Annotated in this window: 15 protein-coding genes; 8 read left to right on the forward strand and 7 right to left on the reverse strand. The window is 71.6% G+C overall.

Going from position 1 to position 21604, the window contains the following annotated elements; translation table 11 throughout:
• Positions 1–25: 25 nt before the first annotated feature.
• Complete coding sequence (gene fxsT, locus AC4OXY_RS31930; RefSeq protein WP_362818620.1) at positions 26–3034, forward strand: FxSxx-COOH system tetratricopeptide repeat protein; 3009 nt, start codon at positions 26–28, stop codon at positions 3032–3034.
• A 65-nt stretch (positions 3035–3099) separates the two neighbouring features.
• Here the strand turns inward: fxsT and AC4OXY_RS31935 are convergent, their stop codons facing one another.
• The 4 genes from AC4OXY_RS31935 to AC4OXY_RS31950 form a co-directional block, all read right to left on the reverse strand.
• Positions 3100–6918 carry a multifunctional oxoglutarate decarboxylase/oxoglutarate dehydrogenase thiamine pyrophosphate-binding subunit/dihydrolipoyllysine-residue succinyltransferase subunit gene (locus AC4OXY_RS31935; RefSeq protein WP_376288871.1) on the reverse strand — a complete coding sequence of 1273 codons (3819 nt, stop codon included), beginning with the start codon at positions 6916–6918 and terminating at the stop codon, positions 3100–3102.
• Positions 6919–7221: 303 nt separating this feature from the next.
• Entirely contained in the window at positions 7222–8346 is a 1125-nt protein-coding gene (locus tag AC4OXY_RS31940; RefSeq protein WP_356027644.1) for a sensor histidine kinase, read from the reverse strand.
• Positions 8343–9083: a response regulator transcription factor gene (locus AC4OXY_RS31945; protein WP_356027647.1), complete on the reverse strand. Its 741-nt coding sequence runs from the start codon at positions 9081–9083 to the stop codon at positions 8343–8345. Before AC4OXY_RS31945 ends, AC4OXY_RS31940 begins: the two co-directional genes overlap by 4 nt.
• A gap of 125 nt (positions 9084–9208) precedes the next feature.
• On the reverse strand, positions 9209–9886 hold the full coding sequence (locus AC4OXY_RS31950) for a spermine/spermidine synthase domain-containing protein (protein WP_356027649.1): 678 nt from the start codon (positions 9884–9886) through the stop codon (positions 9209–9211).
• Positions 9887–10103: 217 nt separating this feature from the next.
• Here AC4OXY_RS31950 and AC4OXY_RS31955 point away from each other — a divergent pair, with 217 nt between their 5' ends.
• On the forward strand, positions 10104–10934 hold the full coding sequence (locus tag AC4OXY_RS31955; protein WP_356027652.1) for a rhomboid-like protein: 831 nt from the start codon (positions 10104–10106) through the stop codon (positions 10932–10934).
• 133 nt (positions 10935–11067) lie between these two features.
• Positions 11068–13503: an endopeptidase La gene (gene lon / locus AC4OXY_RS31960; RefSeq protein ID WP_402065920.1), complete on the forward strand. Its 2436-nt coding sequence runs from the start codon at positions 11068–11070 to the stop codon at positions 13501–13503.
• 75 nt (positions 13504–13578) lie between these two features.
• Here the strand turns inward: lon and AC4OXY_RS31965 are convergent, their stop codons facing one another.
• Entirely contained in the window at positions 13579–14310 is a 732-nt protein-coding gene (locus AC4OXY_RS31965; RefSeq protein ID WP_491991476.1) for an ATP-binding protein, read from the reverse strand.
• Positions 14311–14321: 11 nt separating this feature from the next.
• Complete coding sequence (locus tag AC4OXY_RS31970) at positions 14322–15146, reverse strand: lysozyme (RefSeq protein ID WP_491991477.1); 825 nt, start codon at positions 15144–15146, stop codon at positions 14322–14324.
• A 236-nt stretch (positions 15147–15382) separates the two neighbouring features.
• On the opposite strand from AC4OXY_RS31970, the gene AC4OXY_RS31975 reads away from it, so the two are divergent.
• Positions 15383–15874 (forward strand): MarR family winged helix-turn-helix transcriptional regulator, encoded by a 492-nt coding sequence (locus tag AC4OXY_RS31975; RefSeq protein ID WP_376288873.1) that lies wholly within the window; start codon positions 15383–15385, stop codon positions 15872–15874.
• Positions 15875–15928: 54 nt separating this feature from the next.
• On the opposite strand, the gene AC4OXY_RS31980 is transcribed toward AC4OXY_RS31975, so the two are convergent.
• Positions 15929–16717, reverse strand: a complete 789-nt coding sequence (locus AC4OXY_RS31980) for a protein phosphatase 2C domain-containing protein (protein WP_356027659.1) — start codon at positions 16715–16717, stop codon at positions 15929–15931.
• Between the two features lie 385 nt (positions 16718–17102).
• Between AC4OXY_RS31980 and AC4OXY_RS31985 the strand changes: the two genes are divergently transcribed.
• From AC4OXY_RS31985 to AC4OXY_RS32000, 4 genes are read left to right on the forward strand one after another with little or no spacing between them, the layout of a single operon-like run.
• Entirely contained in the window at positions 17103–20018 is a 2916-nt protein-coding gene (locus AC4OXY_RS31985) for a sensor histidine kinase (protein ID WP_491991478.1), read from the forward strand.
• Positions 20015–20512 carry a roadblock/LC7 domain-containing protein gene (locus tag AC4OXY_RS31990; protein WP_356027664.1) on the forward strand — a complete coding sequence of 166 codons (498 nt, stop codon included), beginning with the start codon at positions 20015–20017 and terminating at the stop codon, positions 20510–20512. Before AC4OXY_RS31985 ends, AC4OXY_RS31990 begins: the two co-directional genes overlap by 4 nt.
• Positions 20509–20928 carry a DUF742 domain-containing protein gene (locus tag AC4OXY_RS31995; protein WP_071385924.1) on the forward strand — a complete coding sequence of 140 codons (420 nt, stop codon included), beginning with the start codon at positions 20509–20511 and terminating at the stop codon, positions 20926–20928. Before AC4OXY_RS31990 ends, AC4OXY_RS31995 begins: the two co-directional genes overlap by 4 nt.
• Positions 20909–21583, forward strand: a complete 675-nt coding sequence (locus AC4OXY_RS32000; protein WP_376288876.1) for a GTP-binding protein — start codon at positions 20909–20911, stop codon at positions 21581–21583. The genes AC4OXY_RS31995 and AC4OXY_RS32000 overlap by 20 nt, the downstream gene beginning before the upstream one ends.
• The last annotated feature ends 21 nt before the right edge of the window (positions 21584–21604 follow it).

Here is a 21604-nt window from a genome sequence, read left to right on the forward strand (position 1 = left end):
GGTACTACGCGCTGGAGGCCGCCGCATGTCTGAAGCTCGTACGCCGGTCCGGTCGACCGGGAAGGGGGTCGCGAGGCAGACCGTCGCGATCAGCTTCGCCGGGTTCAACCGGCCCTGGGCGGCGTGGATCGGGGACAGGCTGGAGCGGCGCGGTCTGCGCGTGGTGTACCTGCGCTGGGACGCCCCGCCGGACCAGTCCCTCACCGGCCTGCTGCGCGACCTCACGCTGGCCGGCGGCCGCACCCTGATCCTGGTCAGCGAGTGGTACTTCCAGCTGGGCCCGCGCACCCACGAGGAGTGGAACGAGGCCCTGCGCGAGGTCGTCGCGCCCGATCCGGACCGGTTCGCCGCGGTGTCCGTCACCAACACCACCGTGCCCTCCGCCACCGCCGTCCTCGCCCCGGTCGACCTGACCAACATGGGCGCGGAGGAGGCCGAACGGCGGCTGCTGGACCGGCTGGACGTGCCGCTCGACACCCAGGTCACCGGCGACGTCACCCGCCCGGCCCCGCGCTTTCCCGCCTCGATGCCCGACGTCTGGGGCGGTGTGCCGCGCCGCAACACCCGCTTCACCGGCCGCGAGCCGCTCCTGAACGACGCCTACCACCTGCTGCAGGGCAGCGAGCCCGGCGCCGGCGTCCTCACCCTGCACGGCATGTCCGGAGTGGGCAAGACCCAGCTGGCCGTCGAGTACGCATACCGCTTCGGCTCCGAGTACGACGTCGTGTGGTGGGTCGGCTCCGAGAAACGGGTCAGCTACCGCCGCCTCCTCGCCGAACTCGCCCCCCAGCTGGGCCTGTCCACCGGCCCCGAGTACGGCGAACGGCTGCGCGCCGTCCGTGACTCCCTGCGCCGCGGCGAGCCGTACTCCCGCTGGCTGCTCATCCTCGACGGCGCCGACGAGCCCGAGCAGATCTGGGACCTGGTCCCGTCCGGCCCCGGCCACGTGATCATCACCTCCCGCAACCCCGAGTGGAGCGAGCACAACAGCAAGCTCCTCGAAGTGCCCGTCTACGCCCGCGACGAGTCCGTCGCCTTCATCCGGCGCCGCGCGCCCCGGCTGACCGAGACGGACGCCGACCAGCTGGCGGAGGCCCTGGAGGACCTGCCGCTGCTGCTCGACCAGACGGCGGGCTGGCTCAACGACTCCGACCTGTCCGTCGAGGAGTACATCGGCCTGCTGGAGGGCGGCATCGACCAGGACGTGGTCAAGGTGTCCGCGGACTTCCCGCTCGCCTTCCAGACCGCGTGGTCGATACTGCTGAACAAACTCCGCGAGACCGTCCCCGAGTCCGTCGACCTCCTGAGGCTGTGCACCTTCTTCGCCCCCGGGTTCATCCCCGTCCGGCTGCTGAAGGAGATGTCCCACGACGACCTGCCCGAACAGCTCGCGGGTCTCCTCGACGACCCCCTGCTGTGGAACAAGGCGGTCAACCAGCTCCGCCAGTACTCGGTCGTCCGCCTGGAGTCCCACGAGGGGGCCCTGGACGAGACGGCCGCCACGGGCGAGTCGGTCTACCTGCACCGCATGGTCCACCAGATCGTGCACAAGGACATGCCCGAGTCGGACCGGAGCGAGTTCATCGACGTGGTCCGCCGCGCCCTGGCCGAGGCCGACCCCGGCCGCCCGACGGACACCCGCAACTGGGACGCGTACGCGGAGATCGTGCCGCACCTGAAGTACGCCGACGTCCTGCAGAGCAAGGACCGCAAGGTCCAGACGATGGTGCTGAACTGCCTGCGGTACATGTATTTCGCGGGCGAGTACACCGCCGGCGTCAACCTCGGCGCCCGCGCCCTGCGCGCCTGGCGCCGGCTGCTCGGCGAGGCCCACCCCCGGGTCTGGGAGGTCACCTACCACTACGCGAACCTGCTGCGCTCGGCCGGGCGGTTCCAGGAGACGGAGGCCCTGGAGCGGGCGGCGGTGGAGCACCTGCGCGAGGAGAAGGGCGCGAACGACCTGGACCATCTGCGCATGGCCGGCGGACTCGCCGCCGACCTGCGCGAACTCGGCCGCTACGACGAGGCGCTGGAGATGTCCGAGTGGCTCTACGCGGCCTACCGCGAGCTGCTCGGGGACCAGGACTCGCGCACCCTCAACGCCCTGAACAACATCGGCTACACCGTGCGGCTGATGGGTCGCTACGAGGAGGCGCGGGGCATCGACCAGCGCACGCTGGAGGCCCGGCGCCTGCTGCTGAAGGGCCGCCATCCGTGGACGCTCTTCTCCGAGGTGTCGTACGCGATCGACCTGCGGCTGCTGGGCCGCTACGCCGAGGCGGAGTCCGCCCAGGCGAAGAACGTGCGCGAGTACCGGATGGTCATGGGCCGGGACAACCAGGACACCCTGCGCGCCGAGCACAACCTGGCCATGTGCCAGCTGCGCGGCGGCGACCGGGCCTCGGCGGGCACGCTCCTCACGCGCGTGCTCGAAGGCTACGAGCGCAAGCTGGGCGACACCCACGTGCTGACCCTGGCCGCGGCCGTCAGCCAGAGCTGCTTCGCCCGCGAGCACGGCGACATCGACCAGGCCCGCGAGGCCAGCGAGTCGGTCATCGCCCGCTACGAGATGCTGCTGCCCGAAGGCCACCCCTTCGTCATCGGCGCCCGCGCCAACCACGCCCTGATCCTGCGCAGCGTCGGCGAACGGGAGCACGCGTACGCGGTCGCCGAGGAAGCACTGGCCGGGCTGACCGCGGCGCTCGGCGAGGGCCACCCGCACACCCTCGGCTGCGCCATCAACGCCTCGGCGCTGCGCAACCTCGTCGGGGACGCGGAGGCCGCCGCCGACCTCAGCCGGGCCACGATCGCCCGGGCGACCGAGACCCTGGGCCGCACCCACCCGCTCACCCTCTCCGCCCGCGTCGCCCACGCGGCCGACCTGCGCGCCCTGCGGGACCGTCAGCAGGCCGAGAAGGTCGAGCAGGAGGCGCTCTCGGACCTCGCGGCCACCCTGGGCGCCCAGCACACCCACACCATCTCGGCCCGCTCCCGCAACCGTCCGTACTGGGACTTCGAACCGCAGGCGAGCTGAGCGTCCGGCAACGCGAAGGGCCCGGTACCGAGTACGAACTCGGTACCGGGCCCTTGTCCCAAGGCCTACGCCTCGAAGACCTCACGCACCAGCTGCTCCTGCTCCGCCTGGTGGCGCTTGGCCGAGCCGACCGCCGGGGAGGAGGAGTGCGGACGCGAGATGCGGCGCAGGCGCTCGCCGTGCGGGACGTCCGCGCCGACCGCCAGGTCCAGGTGGTCGATCAGGTTGAGCGCGATGAACGGCCAGGCACCCTGGTTCGCCGGCTCCTCCTGGGCCCACAGGTACTTCTCGGCGTTCGGGTACTTGTTGACCTCCGCCTGGAGCTCGGCACCCGGCAGCGGGTACAGCCGCTCGATGCGGATGATCGCCGTGTCGGTGATGCCGCGCTTCTGACGCTCGGCCTCCAGGTCGTAGTACAGCTTGCCGGCCACGAACACGACCTTGCGGACCGCGGCCGGGTCCACCGAGGCGTCGCCGATGACGGGGCGGAACTGACCCGACGTGAACTCCTCCGTCTTCGACGCGGCGGCCTTCAGGCGCAGCATCGACTTCGGGGTGAAGACCACCAGCGGCTTGTGGTGCGGGTTGTGCACCTGCCAGCGCAGGAGGTGGAAGTAGTTCGACGGCAGGGTCGGCATGGCGACCGTCATGTTGTTCTGCGCGCAGAGCTGGAGGAACCGCTCGACACGGGCCGAGGAGTGGTCCGGGCCCTGGCCCTCGTAGCCGTGGGGGAGGAGCAGCGTGACACCGCTCGTCTGGCCCCACTTCTGCTCCGCCGCCGAGATGTACTCGTCGACCACCGTCTGCGCGCCGTTGACGAAGTCGCCGAACTGCGCCTCCCACATCACGAGCGCGTCGGGGCGGGCCAGCGAGTAGCCGTACTCGAAGCCCATGACCGCGTACTCGGACAGCAGGGAGTTGTAGACGTTGTAGCGCGCCTGCTCCTCGGCGAGGTACATCAGCGGCGTGAACTCCTCGCCCGACTCGCGGTCGATGAGGACCGCGTGCCGCTGGCCGAAGGTGCCGCGCTGGGAGTCCTGGCCGGACAGCCGGACCGGGGTGCCCTCAAGGAGCAGGGAGCCGACCGCGAGGGTCTCGCCCATGCCCCAGTCGATCGTGCCGTCCTCGACCATCGTCGCCCGGCGCTGCAGCTGCGGCAGCAGACGCGGGTGGACGTGGAAGGAGTCCGGGATGTTGACCTGGGACTCGGCGATGCGCTTGACGACCTCCGAGGAGATCGCGGTACTCACGGCGACCGGGAAGTCCGCCTGCGGGTCCGGCGCCGGTTCGGCGCCCTGCTGGGCGGTGACGGCCTCGCGGACCTCGGTGAAGACCTTCTCCAGCTGGCCCTGGTAGTCCTGCAGCGCCTGCTCGGCCTCTTCCAGCGTGATGTCGCCGCGACCGATGAGGGACTCGGTGTAGAGCTTGCGCACCGAGCGCTTCTTGTCGATCAGGTCGTACATCAGCGGCTGGGTGAAGGCCGGGTTGTCCGACTCGTTGTGACCGCGGCGGCGGTAGCAGATGAGGTCGATCACGACGTCCTTGTTGAACGCCTGGCGGAACTCGAAGGCCAGGCGGGCAACGCGGACGACGGCCTCGGGGTCGTCGCCGTTCACGTGGAAGATCGGGGCCTCGATCATGCGGGCCACGTCCGTCGCGTACATGGAGGAACGCGAGGACTCGGGGGCCGCGGTGAAGCCGACCTGGTTGTTGATGACGATGTGGACCGTGCCGCCGGTGCGGTAGCCGCGCAGCTGCGACATGTTCAGGGTCTCGGCCACCACGCCCTGGCCCGCGAAGGCCGCGTCGCCGTGCAGCGCGACCGGCAGGACCGTGAAGTCCGTGCCGCCCTTGTTGATGATGTCCTGCTTGGCGCGGGCGATGCCCTCGATGACCGGGTCGACCGTCTCCAGGTGGGACGGGTTGGCGGCCAGCGAGACCGTGATCTGCTCGCCGTCCAGGCCGGTGAAGGTGCCCTGGGCGCCCAGGTGGTACTTCACGTCGCCGGAGCCGTGCATCGACTTCGGGTCGAGGTTGCCCTCGAACTCGCGGAAGATCTGCGCGTACGACTTGCCGACGATGTTCGCGAGCACGTTCAGCCGGCCGCGGTGGGCCATGCCGATGACGACCTCGTCCAGCCGGGACTCGGCCGCGGAGTCGATCACCGCGTCGAGCAGCGGGATGACGGACTCGCCGCCCTCCAGCGAGAAGCGCTTCTGGCCGACGTACTTGGTCTGCAGGAACGTCTCGAAGGCCTCGGCGGCGTTCAGGCGGCGCAGGATCCGCAGCTGCTCCTCGCGCTCCATCTTGGAGTGCGGGCGCTCCACGCGGTCCTGGATCCACTTGCGCTGCTTGGGGTCCTGGATGTGCATGAACTCGATGCCGATGGTGCGGCAGTACGAGTCGCGCAGCACACCGAGGATGTCGCGCAGCTTCATCAGGGACTTGCCGGAGAAGCCGCCGACCGCGAACTCGCGCTCCAGGTCCCACAGGGTGAGGCCGTGCTCGGTGATGTCCAGGTCGGGGTGCTTGCGCTGCTTGTACTCCAGCGGGTCGGTGTCGGCCATGACGTGGCCGCGGACCCGGTAGGAGTGGATCAGCTCGAAGACGCGGGCGGCCTTGGTGACGTCGTCGTCGTGGGACGCGTCGATGTCCCGGAGCCAGCGGACCGGCTCGTAGGGGATGCGCAGGGCCTCGAAGATGTCGTCGTAGAAGCCGTTCTCGCCGAGGAGGAGGTTCGCGACGGCGCGCAGGAACTCGCCGGAGGCGGCGCCCTGGATCACCCGGTGGTCGTAGGTCGACGTGAGCGTCATGACCTTCGAGATGCCGAGCTTGTTCAGGGTGTCCTGGCTGGTGCCCTGGAACTCCGCGGGGTAGTCCATGGAGCCGACGCCCATGATGACCGACTGGCCGGGCATCAGGCGCGGGACCGAGTGGACGGTGCCGAGGCCGCCGGGGTTGGTCAGGGAGACCGTGACACCGGTGAAGTCGTCCATCGTCAGCTTGCCGTCACGGGCGCGGCGGACGATGTCCTCGTAGGCCTGCCAGAACTCGAAGAAGTTCAGCGTCTCGGCCTTCTTGATGGCGGCCACGACGAGCTGGCGGTCGCCGTTGGGCTTCACCAGGTCGATGGCCAGGCCGAGGTTGACGTGGGCCGGCTTGATGAGGGTCGGCTTGCCGTCCTTCTCGCCGAACGCGTGGTTCATCGCCGGCATGGCCTTGATGGCCTGCACCATCGCGTAGCCGATCAGGTGCGTGAAGGAGATCTTCCCGCCCCGGGCGCGCTTGAGGTGGTTGTTGATGACGATGCGGTTGTCGAACAGCAGCTTCACCGGGACCGCGCGGACCGAGGTGGCCGTCGGCAGCTCCAGAGAGGCGTTCATGTTCTTGGCGACCGCGGCGGCCGGACCGCGCAGCGTGACCAGCTCGGGGCCCTCGGGGGCCGCGGCGGCCGGGGCCGCCTTGGCGGCGGCCGGCTTCGGCTGGGCGGGCGCCTGTGCGGGCTGCGCCGGCTTGGCCGGTGCCGGGGCCTGCGCCGCGGGAGCCGGTGCCGGGGCGGGGGCCGCGGCGGGCTTCGGGGCGGCGGGAGCCGGCGCGGCGGCGGCCTGGGGGGCCGGGGCCGCGGGCTGGGCCTGCGGGGCCGTGGAGGTGGTCCCTGCGGCCCCCGCGGCCGCAGTACCCGCCGCAGCCGGGGTGACAGGTGCACCCGGCTTGTAATCGGCGAAGAAGTCCCACCAGGCGCGGTCTACCGAATTCGGGTCCTGGAGGTACTGCTGATAGATCTCGTCGACGAGCCACTCGTTCGGACCGAAGGCAGCTGCGGGGTTCTTCCCGGCTTGGTCGTCGGTGGAGACGCTCGGGTTACTGGGGGACTGTGGCGACACGGCGGCAACCGCCCTCTTCCGCTTCACAAGGTGATGGACAGCGGGAATAAAGGCTACGCCTCCATGGCCGGGAAGGTCAGGTCGAGCAAGGTCATCGTCGCGTAAGTCACATCGGAAATCTTGTTTCAGGGCTTGATATGGCGGGAAACAAGCGTGGTTCCGCATGTGAGAGGGTGCACAAACCCGGGCCCGGCGCGCCGTCCCACGAAGGGTGGCGCGGGCCTGCCCCTGATCACACGTGTCCAGCTGCGCCGCAGCGGCGGCGACCGTCGTGGATCTTGTGCTTCCGGTTCGGACTTTACGTCAACTTGGGGCGGAAGTCAGTCCCGGGAGGGTGACGATGATCCGGCAGCCCCGCTCGGATTCGGCCACACCGATCCGGCCGCGGTGCAGATCCACCGCCCAGCGGGCGATGGCCAGCCCGAGTCCCGTGCCGCCGTCGCTGCCCGGGCCGTGCGGCCGGGTGACCGCGCCCCGGTTGAAGCGCTCGAACACCCGGTGCCACTCGGACCGGGGGATTCCGGGACCCTCGTCCAGGACCTCCAGCTCCAGCGACTCCGGCTGCGGCCCGCGCCGCGCCTTCACCGTCACGCGGCCGTGCGGCGGGCTGTGCTTGACCGCGTTGTCGATCAGGTTGGCGACGACCTGGTGGATGCGCTCGGGGTCCGCGTGCGCGGTCAGCTCGGGCGGCGAGACGTCCAGGTGGAGGTGGACGTCGGTGCGCGTGTGGCTGCCGGAGCCGGAGGCGATGCCCGCCCGTGCCGAGGCCACCATGTTGGCCTCCTTCAGCACGCCGGACAGGTACGGCCACACCTCGAAGCGGCGCATCTTCAGCGGGACGACGCCGTTGTCCAGCCGCGACAGGTCCAGCAGGGTCTCCACCAGCCGGCCCAGCCGCTCGGTCTGCTTCAGGGCCGTCCGCATGGTCTCCTGGTCGGCCTCGGTGACCCCGTCGACGATGTTCTCCAGCACCGCGCGCAGGCCGGCGATGGGCGTGCGCAGCTCATGGGAGACGTTCGCGACCAGCTCCTTGCGCTGGCGGTCCTGGGCCTCCAGCTCGTCGGCCATGACGTTGATCGTCCCGGCCAGGTCGCCCAGCTCGTCCCGGCGGTTCTCGCGGACCCGGCGGGTGTAGTCGCCCTGCGAGATCGACCGGGCCACCGCGTTCATCTCGTCCAGCGGCGAGGTCAGCGAGTGCGCCACGAACTGCGTGATCAGCAGCGTGGCGATCATCGAGAAGACCGTGATGAAGCGCAGCTCGGTCTTGGTGTGCACCGCGATCATCGACAGACCGGTGGTGATCAGCACCGAGATGACGACCAGCGCGCCGAGCTTGGTCTTGACCGAGAACGGGCGTACGCCGCCCCAGGGGTCCTCGCCGGGGCTCCCGGGGCTCCTCCGTGCGGCCTGCCGCCCGCCGTCGCTCATGGCGTCGGTGTCTCCAGGGCGTAGCCCACGCCGTGCACCGTACGGATCCGCTCGGCGCCGATCTTCCGGCGCAGCGCCTTGATGTGGCTGTCGACCGTGCGGGTCCCGGAGGCGTCCGCCCAGTCCCACACCTCGGCCAGCAGCTGCTCCCGGGAGAGCACCGCGCGCGGGGTGTTCGCCAGGCACACCAGCAGGTCGAACTCGGTCGGCGTCAGGTGGACGTCCTCGGACTTCACCCGCACCCGGCGCTGCGCGTGGTCGATCTCCAGCTCACCGAGGCGCAGGATGCCGGAGCGGGGCGTGGTGGCGGCGAGGGCCGCCCGCTCCACCCGGCGCAGCAGCACGTGCACGCGTGCCGCCAGTTCGCGCATCGAGAACGGCTTGGTCATGTAGTCGTCCGCGCCGACGCCGAGACCGACGAGCATGTCCGTCTCGTCGTCCCGCGCGGTCAGCATCAGCACCGGTACCGGCCGCTGCGCCTGGACCCGCCGGCAGACCTCAAGACCGTCGAAGCCCGGCAGCATGATGTCGAGGATCAGCAGGTCGGGCTGCCAGGCCTCGGCCGTGTCGACCGCGGCCGGACCGTCCACCGCAGTCTGTACGAGAAATCCCTCGGCACGCAGCCGGGCCGCGATGGCGTCGACGATCGTGGGGTCGTCCTCGACGACCAGCACCCGGCGCTGAGCGCCCGGGGTGCTCGTCGCCGCGCCGCTCTGGGAGGTGTGTGTCTGCTCCATCGCCCGCCCCTGCTTGTTGCTTTCCGGAATCAGTGGGGTGATCCCATGTCTGCGATCGACGCTTGGTTGATCCGTTGAATGATCCGCGTCAGGGCAGCACACTACGGGGATCCGCCGCGCTGCCGCTATCCAGGGCGGACCGCGAGGTGCACAGCGTCCGGAACGCCCCGGGCAACCGGCACCTCTTCGGTACGCACCTGCCGGAACCCGGCATTCCGCAAGCTTCCTTCAAAATCCGGAGAGGGTGCGGCCGACCACACCGCGAGCACCCCGCCGGGCTTCAACACCCTTGCGCAGGAAGCGAGTCCGGCCGGGGAGTACAGGCTGTCGTTGCCGTCCGTGACGGTCCAGCCGGGCCCGTTGTCGATGTCCAGGCACAGCGCGTCGAACGTGTCCGACGTCTCAGTGACGTAAGGAACGAGATCGCCCTGGACGACGTCGGTGCGCGGATCGGTGAGCGCCGCGGCGGACAGCCGGCCGAGCGGTCCGTCCCGGTGCCAGCCGATCACCGCCGGTTCGCGCTCCACCACGGTGATCCGCCCCCAGCGCCGGTCCGCGGCGGCGTGTGCGAGCGAGAACCCGACGCCCAGCCCGCCGAGCAGCAGCGCCGGCCCCGGCCGCCCGTCCAGCGCGTCGTACGCCGCGTCGACCAGCAGCCGTTCCGAGCGGCCGTCGGAGGTGTCCATCAGGAAACACCCGTTGGCGATGATCTGGAGCAGCGCGCCGTGTCTGCGCAGCACCACCTCGCCGTACGGGCCGTCACGCCGGTCGAGGACCACGGGAGTGTCGTACGCGGCAGTCATGCCCCCATCCTGCTTGAACGTGTCCTGTCGGGTACGGGAATTGCGGATGACGGTGGCGCGGCCCCGGTGCGACGTACTCGTCCGAGGGGCGTACGCCGGGGTGCGGACGCGAGCGGAATGTAGGAGGTTGCTGAGAATCGGCTTCCGCGTGGCGTCGGTCATAGACATGCGGCCGGTCGAGCCTCAATGGTGGGCGCGACGGAAGGAGTGCCTCATCGTGGAACGGACCGCGACGGGCCCTGCGGCGGCCGCGTCCCCGCCCCCGGCGGGCACGCCCCTGTCCGACGGTGCCGCCGTCGTCCCGGCCCCCGTGTTCGAGGGCCTCCTGGACGGCATGCCCCGCCAGCGCGGCCCCGAGCCGGTGGCTCCCTCCGCCACGCTCGGCCCCGCGCCGGCGGCTCCCGTGCCCGTCGGGGCACCGCGTCCGGTCCCGGCCGCCCGGCTGTGGCGGCTGCTGCCCACCCCGGCCGCCACGCCCTTCACCTTCGGCTACGCCGCCCTCCTCGCCGTCACCTCCGCCGTCGCGGCCGTGGCCGACCCCGGGCTGATGAACACGCTCTACCAGGGCTCCAGCACCGACGTGGCCCATCTGGTGCAGTCGCCCGCGGTGGTGCTCCTGGCGAGCGCGCTGTGGATCGCGGGCGGGATCCTCTCGCCGTACAGCGCGGCCTTCGTGCTGGTGCTCACCGCGCTGGAGCGGCGCATAGGCGGAGGGCGTGCGGCCTGTGTCTTCCTGGCCGGGCACGTCCTGGCCACGCTCGCCACCGAGGTCCCGGTGGGCCTCGCCGTCCTGGCGGGCCATCTCCCGGCCACGTCCCTGCACCGCCTCGACTACGGCATCAGCTTCGGCGTGGCCGCCAGCATCGGTTCCCTGGCCGGTCTGCTCCGCCCCTGGTTCCGCTGGCCCCTGCTCACCGTGGTGGCCGGGCTGCTGCTGAACGACCTGGCCGAGTTCGTGGACCCGATGACGGACTGGGGCCACCTGATCGCTTTGACGATAGGCGTCCTGAGCTGGCCCCTCGTGCGCCGCTGGGCCCGCGCGGTCTGACCTCTCACTGCTTTCACCTGCATGGATCTCTACGTCACCCTCTGATCGCTCACAGCGAACACGTGGGGGGAACACCAGCCCCTGCCCAGAGGTTGAGTCGGCATAGCTCAAGTTGACTGCCGAAGGGGAGATCATGGCTGCTGAGTCCACGGCGTTCACGCTCGTACTGCCCGTGCTGCCGCTCGACGACGAGGTCGTGCTGCCCGGCATGGTGGTTCCGCTGGACCTGAGCGACGCCGAGGTGCGGGCCGCGGTGGAGGCCGCACAGGCCGCCGCCCGGTCGGCGCCCGGAAAGCCCCAGGTGCTGCTGGTGCCACGCATCGACGGCACGTACGCCAAGACCGGTGTGCTCGGTACGGTCGAGCAGGTCGGCCGGCTGGCCGACGGCGACCCGGGGGCTCTGATCCGCGGCCGCGGCCGGGTGCGGATCGGCGCGGGCACCACGGGGCCCGGCGCGGCCCTGTGGGTCGAGGGCGCCCGGATCGAGGAGAGCGTGCCCGAGCCGTTGCCCGGTCAGGTCGCCGACCTCGTCAAGGAGTACAAGGCGCTGGCCACCAACTGGCTGAAGAAGCGCGGCGCCTGGCAGGTCGTCGACCGCGTCCAGGCGATCGAGGACGTCTCCGCGCTCGCCGACAACTCCGGATACTCACCGTTCCTCACCATCGAACAGAAGGTCGAACTGCTGGAGACCGCCGACCCGGTGGCCCGGCTCAGGCTCGCCGCGCAGCAGCTCCGCGACCACCTCGCCGAGCAGGACGTGGCCGAGACCATCGCCAAGGACGTCCAGGAGGGCGTCGACAAGCAGCAGCGCGAGTTCCTGCTGCGCCGCCAGCTGGAGGCCGTCCGCAAGGAGCTGCGCGAGCTGAACGGCGACGGCACGGACACGGCCGAGGAGTCCGACGACTACCGCGCCCGCGTCGAGGCCGCCGACCTGCCCGAGAAGGTCCGCGAGGCCGCGCTCAAGGAGGTCGACAAGCTGGAGCGGTCCAGCGACCAGTCCCCGGAGGGCTCCTGGATCCGCACCTGGCTCGACACGGTCCTGGAGCTGCCCTGGAACGAGCGGACTGACGACAGTGCTTCCGCCTACGACATCCAGGGCGCCAAGGCGGTCCTCGACGCCGAGCACGCGGGCCTGGAGGACGTGAAGGAGCGGATCACCGAGTACCTGGCGGTGCGCAAGCGGCGCGGCGAGCGCGGCCTCGGCGTCATCGGCGGCCGACGTGGCGGTGCTGTGCTTGCCCTGGTCGGTCCGCCTGGTGTCGGAAAGACCAGCCTGGGAGAGAGTGTCGCCCACGCGATGGGGCGGAAGTTCGTCCGCGTCGCGCTCGGCGGCGTCCGCGACGAGGCCGAGATCCGCGGCCACCGGCGTACGTACGTCGGCGCGCTGCCCGGCCGGATCGTGCGCGCCGTCAAGGAGGCCGGGTCCATGAACCCGGTGGTCCTGCTGGACGAGATCGACAAGGTGGGCTCCGACTTCCGCGGCGACCCGGCCGCGGCCCTGCTCGAAGTCCTGGACCCGGCGCAGAACCACACCTTCCGGGACCACTACCTGGAGGTCGAACTCGACCTGTCCGACGTGGTGTTCCTGGCCACCGCCAACGTCCTGGAGGCCATCCCGGAGGCGCTCGCCGACCGGATGGAGATCGTGCGGCTCGACGGCTACACCGAGGACGAGAAGGTCGTCATCGCCCGGGACCACCTGCTCCCGCGCCAGCTGGAGCGGGCCGGCCTGCGCGAGGACGAGGTCACGATCGACGAGGGCGCGCTGCGCAAGCTCGCCGGCGAGTACACGCGCGAGGCGGGCGTCCGTACCCTGGAGCGCTCGATCGCCCGCCTGCTCCGCAAGGTCGCGGCGCAGCACGAACTCGGCGAGCGGGAGCTGCCGTTCACCGTCCGGGACGCGGACCTGCGCGGTCTGCTCGGGCGTCCGCACCACGTGCCCGAGTCCGCCCAGGACCCGGCCGAGCGCCGTACGTCGGTGCCGGGCGTGGCGACGGGCCTCGCGGTCACGGGAGCGGGCGGCGACGTCCTCTTCGTGGAGGCGTCGCTGGCCGACCCGGAGACGGGCGCGGCGGGGCTGACCCTGACCGGTCAGCTGGGCGACGTGATGAAGGAGTCGGCGCAGATCGCGCTCAGCTTCCTGCGCAGCCACGGTGCCGAACTGGAGCTGCCGGTGGCCGACCTCAAGGACCGGGGCGTGCACATCCACTTCCCGGCGGGCGCGGTCCCGAAGGACGGGCCGAGCGCGGGCATCACGATGACCACCGCCCTCGCGTCCCTGCTCTCCGGCCGGCTGGTCCGTCCGGACGTGGCGATGACCGGCGAGGTCTCACTGACCGGCCGGGTGCTGCCCATCGGCGGTGCGAAGCAGAAGCTGCTCGCCGCCCACCGCGCCGGGGTGACCACCGTGATCATCCCCAAGCGCAACGAACCCGACCTGGACGACGTCCCGGCCGAGGTGCTGGCCACGCTCGACGTCCACACCGTGACCGACGTCCGCCAGGTCCTGGAACTGGCGCTCGCGCCCGCCGTGCACGGCGCGGCCCCGGAGGTTCCGGTCGCGGCGTGACGGACGCGGCCGGACGGACGAAGGCCCGGGTCCCGTGAGGGAGGCCCGGGCCTTCGCCCTGCGCTCGTCCGCTCGTCACGGGACGAGCGACTGCAGTGCCCACACCGTCTCGCCGACCCGGTCGTGGCGGGTGCCCCAGCGTTCGGCGAGCCGGGCGCGGGGCAGGCGCGGGGCGGTGCCGCCGGCGTCGTACACCTCGCAGATCAGCGTGGCGTCCTGGTGGATCAGCCGGAGCAGGATGGGCGGGCGGCCGTAGCGGATGGTGTCGGTGACCAGCTCGCTGACCACCAGCTCGGTGGTGAACGCGGCCTCCGTCAGGCCCCACGCGGACAGCTGCTCCTCGGTGAGTCGGCGGGCGCGGGCGACCATGGCGCGATCGTCCGCCGGCTCCCAGGCGGCGACCCGGTCCGCGTGCAGGGCGCGGGTGCGGGCGACGAGCGGCGCGACGTCGTCGTCGGGGCGGTGCGCGAGCACGCCCAGTTCCACGAGCCGGCCGTCGCGGTGGCGCAGCGGGACGGTGCCGTTCCAGCGCTGCCGGCCGGCCAGGGCGCGGCGGGCGTCGGCGGGGGAGTCGTAGCCGAGCAGGCGCCGGACGCCCTCGTTCCAGCTCGTGAGGATGCCCTGCTCGTCGATGGTGGCCGTGGTGGTGTACGTCGCCTGCCGCTCCTGTCGCTCCGTCGCCGCACATCTCGCCTTGTCCGGCGGGCTCTCCCCGACCAGGATCGGCCGGTGCGGCGCGGAGCACCAGCGCAGCGGCCCGCGCACGACGTGGCCCCCGCGCGCCGGCGGGGGCCACGAAGAGGTCACCGCGTCAGGCGTCAGCCGTTGGCCAGTGCCTGCACCCGGTCCAGCGCCCCGTTGAACTTGTCGTGGTCGCCGACCGTCGGGCCGGAGGAGGTGTACTGCCACATCGTGTAGTACCCCCAGCCGGCCGGCAGCGTGCCCGGGTCCGAGGCGTAGCGGGCGATCCACAGCGGGTTGTTCGCCGCGAAGCCGCCGTAGTTCCCGGTGCAGTCGACCCACCAGCTGGTCGCCGTGTAGATCACGGCGTCCCGGCCGGTGCGCGCCTTGTAGGTGTTCAGGAAGTCGGCGATCCAGCCGACCATCGCGCTCGCCGACTTGCCGTAGCACTCGGCGCCGTACGGGTTCCACTCGATGTCGAGCGCGCCGGGCAGTGTCCTGCCGTCCTTGGACCAGCCGCCGCCGTGGTCGACGAAGTAGTTCGCCTGGGTGGCGCCGCTGGTGGTGTCCGGGGTCGCGAAGTGGTAGGCGCCGCGGATCATGCCGACGTCGTACGAGCCGTTGTACTGCTGGGCGAAGTACGGGTTCGTGTAGTACGTGCCCTCGGTGGCCTTGGTGTACGCCCACCGGACCCCGCTGCTCCACAGGGTCGACCAGGCGACGTTGCCCTGGTAGCCGGCGACGTCCACGCCCTCGGTCTGGGTGACGGCACCGCTGGCGGGCGAGCCGCTGCTGCCGTCGTGCGCGAAGACGCCCATGCCCATGTGGGCGGAGCCGCGGCTGGGCGCGGTCGCGGTGGCGGCCTGGGCCGGGGTGAGGGGAAGAGTGAGGGAGAGCGCCGCGAGCAGGGCCGTGAGGAGAGCGTGGGGGGTGCGGACGGTGCCGGGTCTGAGCACGGGCATGGCGTGCCTCCGGAGGGAGAGAGGTGGGGGGAGCGACGAACACGTGGGGGGTCGTCCCACTGAGCGTGGGCATGCCATTCATTGCCTGGTAAAGAAGCTACGCACGTAGATGACGGCGTGGGAAGGGGGTCCGGGCGCCGCCGTTGGTCTACGCCTGCGAAATACTTACGGAGCTGCGGCAATGACGGCGTTTGACAGAAACTTTCAGGATCGCGAAACCGAGCAGGGGTGCTGACGTGCACGAGCACGGAAACGACGGCGCACATCGTGCCGCCGGGCAGATGACGCCCAGTGGTGCAGACCAGGAATTCCTGGCGCTGGAGCGGGAGTTGACCGTGCTCCTGCGGCGCGCCCGGGCCAACCAGGGCGAGATGGCCCGCGAGGTCCATCCCGACCTGGAGTCCTCCGCGTACGGGCTGCTCATCCGGCTCGACGAGTGCGGCGGCCAGCGGGCCACGGAACTGGCCGGCTATATCGGCGTCGGCAAGGCCACCATGTCCCGCCAGCTGCGCGCCCTGGAGGAGCTGGGCCTGATCGCCCGCGAGCCGGATCCCGCCGACGGCCGCGCCTGGCTCGTCACCCTCACCGACGAGGGCCGCGGCCGGGTCGGCACGGTGCGCGAGGCCCGCCGTGCCCGCTACGTCAGCCAGCTCGCCCACTGGGACCGCCACGAGGTCGCCGAGCTGGCCCGGCTGCTGCACCAGCTCAACGGCGTGATGGAGAAGTAGGGGTAAAGGGGGTACGCGGTAGCCGCGGAGCCGTGACGGCGCACGACACACGGCTCACAGCTCCGCGTACACCACCGTCGCGTCGTCGTGCGTCTTGCTCCGCCGCAGAAAGGCCCGCTCCTCGCTGTCCGCCGTCTCCAGCTCCCGCACCCGCTCCACCAGCGACCGGGCGCCGTCCTTCGCCACCAGGTCGAACAGGGCCGTCCAGTCGCCCTCGTGGAACGTCTCCGTCCACCGGGTCGCCCCGTCCGTCAGCGCGACCAGGGCCCGGACCCCGGCGCGGGGCACGGTGCCGGTGACCGCGCGGGCGGATACGGCGGGGTCGGCGGCGGCCGTGAAGAAGCCGCCCTCCTTGTTGCGCAGGTCCGCGTCCACCAGGGCTTCCGTGGCGAGCGCGGTGCGCGGGAGCCGGGCCAGCCGGTCGTCCAGCACCGGCGTGACCGTACCGTCGGGCGCCGTCAGCAGCAGCGCGGAGTCGGACAGCACCAGGTACTCGACGGTCTCGGCGGACCAGCGCGCCAGGGCGACGGTTGCCTGCGGGGTTCGCGGGTGAGAAAGGTCACAGGTGTCCGCATGGGCCTCGGCCGTGCGGGCGATGGCCCGCGAGAGTATCTCCGGGAGCGTCAGATCTCGCCCCGAAACGGTCAGTTCGGTCAGCGCGCCGCCGAGCCGCGCCGTGAACCAGGGGACGGAATGCAGACACCCCGTCCCACCCCTCGGCGGTGTCACCCCGTCCAGGACGATCACACAACCGCCCTGTCCGGAGGCGGGTAGTCCGACACCGGCGAAGTCCTCGTTGGGGCGGTTCGCGTCGCCGGGCTCCGAAACGAGTTCAGTTCGCATCCAGCCAGTCTGCACGAGGCTTTCACAGCCTCCGCCAAAGGCTGGCATGCGCCGCCGAATTGCCACGACCCCGCAGGTCAGCCGCCTGCTTTGGGGGGGAATCCACCCTTCCGGGAACACGTGGGTGGCGAATACTGCCAAAGCATCCCGCGCGCGTCCAACCGGCGTGCCCCGCGGCAGTCGTGCACGCGCCACAGGAACTTGCCCGCCAACTCCCCAGCGATGTTCACTCCTTCGAGTGGCGGGTCAGGTGATGCACGACCACTGCCCACCGGCGCTGGGAGGGTCGGGAACCGTACGAACCGGGTGTACGCACCACTTGGCACCGAGATGACGGGGCGCCACCCGGACCCCTTGGTAGTCGAGTTCAGGAATGCGAGCACCGGTGCAGAAAAAGCGGCCTCGGCGCACAGGCAGGCAGACGGACCCCGCGGGGACCGCCCAGCAGACCCCCGTGGGCACCGGCCGCCCCACTCATGTGCGCAGCCGGCTGATCGTCGCCGTCGCCGTGGTGGCCGCCGCCGTCGCGGGCGCCGGGACGCCGTCCCTCCTCACCGCCTCCGGGGACGTCAGCGACGCGCAGAGTCTGGTGACGCTGGCCGGCCGGACCCAGGACGCGCTCGCCCTGGCGAACTCCCTCGCCGACGAGCGGGACGAGGTCACCACCTACATCGCGGCCGGGCGCGTCAAGTCCAAGGCACCCTCCGAGGACCGCAGCGCCCGCGTCGACCGCCAGGTCGAGGACCTGCGCGGCACCTCCGACACCCCGGCGAGCCTGCGCGGCGAACTCGACGGCATCGCCGCCGTCCGCCACTCCGCGCTCACCGGCCAGACCACGGCGCTCCAGGCCCACCAGGCCTACTCGCAGACGATCGCCGCCCTGCACAAGGTCGCCGAGCAGCTGGCCGACCAGTCGACCCCGCGGGCCGGCTCCGGCGCCCACGCGCTCGCCGAACTGGACACCGCCGTCCAGCAGTCCGCCGCCGCCCGCGGCCTGCTGCTGGCCGCGCTGAGCGTGCCGGGCGCCACCCGGACGGTGATCAGTCCCGTCACCGGCCTGCCGGTCACGACCTCCACGGCGACCGAGGCCGACAGGAAGCAGCGCGACGCCCTCACCGCCGCCGCCCAGCAGGCCCGGCTGCGCGCCGACGTGGCCCTCGCCGACTTCCGCGAGACCGCCCCGCAGTCCGCCGTCGACTCCTACGACTCGACCGTCACCGGCCAGGACGTCGACACCGCGGAGAAGTACCTGACCACGCTCACCGCCCAGCCCACGCTCACCGACAGCGAGCCGGCCACCAGCGCCAAGAAGGTGGACGCGGCCCTGTCCGCGCGGGTCGACCTGATGCGCGGCGCGGAGTCGGCCCTCTACGACCACCGCACCAAGGACCTGGCGCAGCTCCGGGACGACGACGTCACGGCGCTGGAGATCCGCATCGCCGTCCTCGGCGCCCTGATGCTGGCGGCGGTGGGCATCGCGACGGCCATGGCCCGCACCCTCACCCGTCCCCTGTCCGTGCTGCGTCGCGGCTCGGCCCGCCTGGCGGAGCCCGGGGACGCGGCGACGCGGGAGCCGATCGTCTTCACCGGCCGCAACGACGAGTTCGCCCAGGTGGTCCGCTCGGTCAACGCCCTGCACGCGCACGCGGCGGCTCTGCACGAGCGCGTCGCCACGCTGGAGACCGACCGCAAGCACCTGGTCGGCCAGCGCCAGAAGATGGCCGACGCCCGCGAGGAGCTGCGCGCCGAACTCGCCGATTCCGCAGCCCAGTTGACACGGCTGCGCACCAGCATCGGCGGCACGTTCGTGAATCTCGCCCTGCGCACCCTCGGCCTGGTCGAGCGCCAACTGGCCGTCATCGAGGGCCTGGAGGAGCGCGAGCAGGACCCCGACCGGCTGGCCACGCTCTTCAAGCTCGACCACTTCGCCACGGTCATGCGCCGGCACAGCGAGAACCTCCTCGTCCTCGCGGGCACCGAGCACGTCCAGCAGCACCACGGCCCGGTCCCGCTGGTCGACGTCGTCCGCGCGGCGGTCAGCGAGATCGAGCGCTACGAACGCGTCCGCATCGCCTCGTTGCCGCCCCACGCCCACGTGGCCGGCTTCGCCGCGGACGACCTCTCCCATCTGCTCGCCGAACTGATGGAGAACGCCACCTCGTTCTCCCCGCCGGACCTTCCGGTGGAGGTCTCGGGCTGGCTCCTGGAGTCCGGCGAGGTGATGCTCTCCGTCCAGGACGAGGGCATCGGCATGGCGACGGACCGCCTCGACCACCTCAACGTCCGCCTGGCCGACTTCGACCCCGAGTCCCACTACGACAACGAGGGCGACGCCGGTCTCGGCCTCGGCCTGTACGTCGTCGCGCGCCTCGCCCACCGGCACGGCGTCCGGGTGCAGCTGCGCGAGCAGAAGCAGGGCGGTGTCGCGGCGGTCGTCGTCCTGCCCGCCACCCTCCTCACCCAGGCCCCGTCGGCCGCGCTTCCGCCGCGGACCACGTCGATGAGCGGCACCGGCACCTTCTCCCTCCCCGGCGCCGACGCCGAGGTGAACTCCAACGTCCTGCACGCCCGCGCGAAGGGCGCCGACCTGCTGGTCGCCCTCGCGGAGGAAGCGGTCCGGGCGGAGACGGCCGGCGCCGAGGCGGACGAGCCCGCCGAACACGGGCAGGCCGAACCGGGCACGGCCCAGCACACGGAGACCCGGCCGAAGGCCCCGGCGGAGACGTACGCCGAGACGACGATGGAGCTGCTGCTCCCGGACGTGACCCAGCCCCCGACGGACCCCGCCCCGCCCCCGGCGTCCACCGGCCGGCCGACGCCCGCGCCCGCCACCGCGCCCCCGGGCCCGGAGCGTACGCCCCCGGCGTCCGTGGACCCCTCGACGGCCGCACCTGCCCCGGCTCCGGCGCCCACGGCCCCGTTGCCCACGCGCCCGGCGCCCACGCACCCGGCGGACGCCGACGGCGGAGCCGAGGCGGGCGCCGTACGGGCCGAGGCTCCGCAGGAAACCGCCGAGGCTCCGCAGGAAACGGCCGACGCGGAGGAGCAGGTCACCAGCAAGGGCCTCCCCAAGCGCACCCCCAGGATCACCGCCCCCGCCCAGGCCCCGCGCCAGCGGACCGGCAGCGTCGACGCCGATGCGCTCCGCCGCAGGCTCGGCGGCTTCCGCAGCGGCGCCCAGGCCGGGTACCGCGCCGTGGAGGCGGAGATCGAGGAGCAGACCGCCGGTCACCGCCGGCCGACCGCTTACGCACACGCCGAAGAAACCACGGGGGGCACAGCCGAGGAGGCAAGCAGTTGACCGCGCCCAGTACCTACGGACTGAGCAGTGAAGCCCGCAACCTGCACTGGCTGCTGACCAATCTGGTCGAGGAAGTGCCCGGCATCCAGTCCGTCGCCGTGGTCTCCTCGGACGGTCTGCTGCTGCTCTCGTCCGATCCGGGCCAGGCGGAGCAGTCCCGGCAGCGCCGCCCGGCGAAGGGCCCCCGCGGGTCCTCCGCCGACCTCGCCACCATCGTCTCCGGCATCGGCAGCCTCACCATCGGCGCCGCCAAGCTGATGGACTTCGGCGGGGTCAGGCACACCATGGTCGCCATGGAGGAGGGCAGCCTCTTCGTGATGTCCATCAGCGACGGCTCGCTGCTCGGGGTGCACGGTTCCGCCGAGTGCGACATGAGCGTGGTGGCGTACCACATGGCCCTGTTCGTCGGCCGCGCCGGCCACGTCCTCACGCCGGAACTCCGCTCGGAGCTACGGCAGTCACTGGAGTCCCAGTCGACCGGGAGCGCGCGATGAGCGGCACACCGAACAAACTCCCCGTACGCGGCGGCGACCGCAAACCCGCCCGCGTCCGCCCCTACTCGCTCACCGGCGGCCGTACCCGCTTCGGCCACGTCCTCCTCGTGGAGACGTTCGTAGCCAGCACAGCGGCGCTCGAAGCCCCGGAGGAGCGCAGGGAACTGACGAACGGCTCCCTCAACACCCGGGTCATGCCGGAGATGCGGGCCATCGTCGAACTGTGCCGCCGTATGCGCACGGTGGCCGAGATAGCCGCGCTGCTGAAGATGCCGCTCGGCGTGGTCCGCGTCCTCCTGAGCGATCTCGCGGACCAGGGAAAGATCCGTGTGTACGGCACCGGCACCGGTCACGGCACCGGCCGCCCGGACCGCGCTCTGCTGGAAAGGGTGCTCGGTGGACTCCGTCGTCTCTGACACCGCCGCCTCCGCGGCCGGCGCCTCCGCGGTCGGAGGCATCCCCCTCGTCGCCGGTTTCGCCGAGCCCGACGAGGACCTGAAGTCCTGGCAGACGGACCGCACGCGGGCCCCCATCGCCACCAAGATCGTGGTGGCCGGAGGCTTCGGCGTCGGCAAGACCACACTCGTCACCGCCGTCTCGGAGATCACGCCGCTGCAGACCGAGGCGCTGATGACCGAGGCGAGCGAGGACACCGACGACCTCACCGCCACGCCGGACAAGGTCACGACCACCGTGGCCATGGACTTCGGCCGTCTCACGCTCGACGACGACCTGGTGCTCTACCTGTTCGGCACGCCGGGCCAGCAGCGGTTCTGGTTCATGTGGGACGACCTGGTACGTGGCGCGATCGGTGCGGTCGTCATGGCCGACACCCGCCGGCTGAAGGACTCCTGGCCCGCGCTGGACTACTTCGAGAGCTGCGGGCTGCCGTACGTCGTCGCCGTCAACCACTTCGACGGCAGCGAGCGGTTCGAGCCGGAGGACGTACGGGAGGCGCTGACGATCCCCGCGCACATCCCTGTCATGATCATGGATGCGCGGCGTCGAATTTCGGTCATCGAGATACTCCTGGCCCTGGTCGGCCACGCGCTGGACGAAACCCCCGAGTAGTCCGATCAGTTCCGAGTAGTC

Source organism: Streptomyces sp. HUAS MG56, from assembly GCF_058673395.1.

Coding starts and splice junctions, on each gene's coding strand:
- AC4OXY_RS31945 (WP_356027647.1), bottom strand. CDS start 9,083: ATGGAGCAGACACACACCTCCCAGAGCGGCGCGGCGACGAGCACCCCG.
- AC4OXY_RS31995 (WP_071385924.1), top strand. CDS start 20,509: ATGAGCGGCACACCGAACAAACTCCCCGTACGCGGCGGCGACCGCAAA.
- AC4OXY_RS31950 (WP_356027649.1), bottom strand. CDS start 9,886: ATGACTGCCGCGTACGACACTCCCGTGGTCCTCGACCGGCGTGACGGC.
- lon (WP_402065920.1), top strand. CDS start 11,068: ATGGCTGCTGAGTCCACGGCGTTCACGCTCGTACTGCCCGTGCTGCCG.
- AC4OXY_RS31980 (WP_356027659.1), bottom strand. CDS start 16,717: ATGCGAACTGAACTCGTTTCGGAGCCCGGCGACGCGAACCGCCCCAAC.
- AC4OXY_RS31940 (WP_356027644.1), bottom strand. CDS start 8,346: ATGAGCGACGGCGGGCGGCAGGCCGCACGGAGGAGCCCCGGGAGCCCC.
- fxsT (WP_362818620.1), top strand. CDS start 26: ATGTCTGAAGCTCGTACGCCGGTCCGGTCGACCGGGAAGGGGGTCGCG.
- AC4OXY_RS31970 (WP_491991477.1), bottom strand. CDS start 15,146: ATGCCCGTGCTCAGACCCGGCACCGTCCGCACCCCCCACGCTCTCCTC.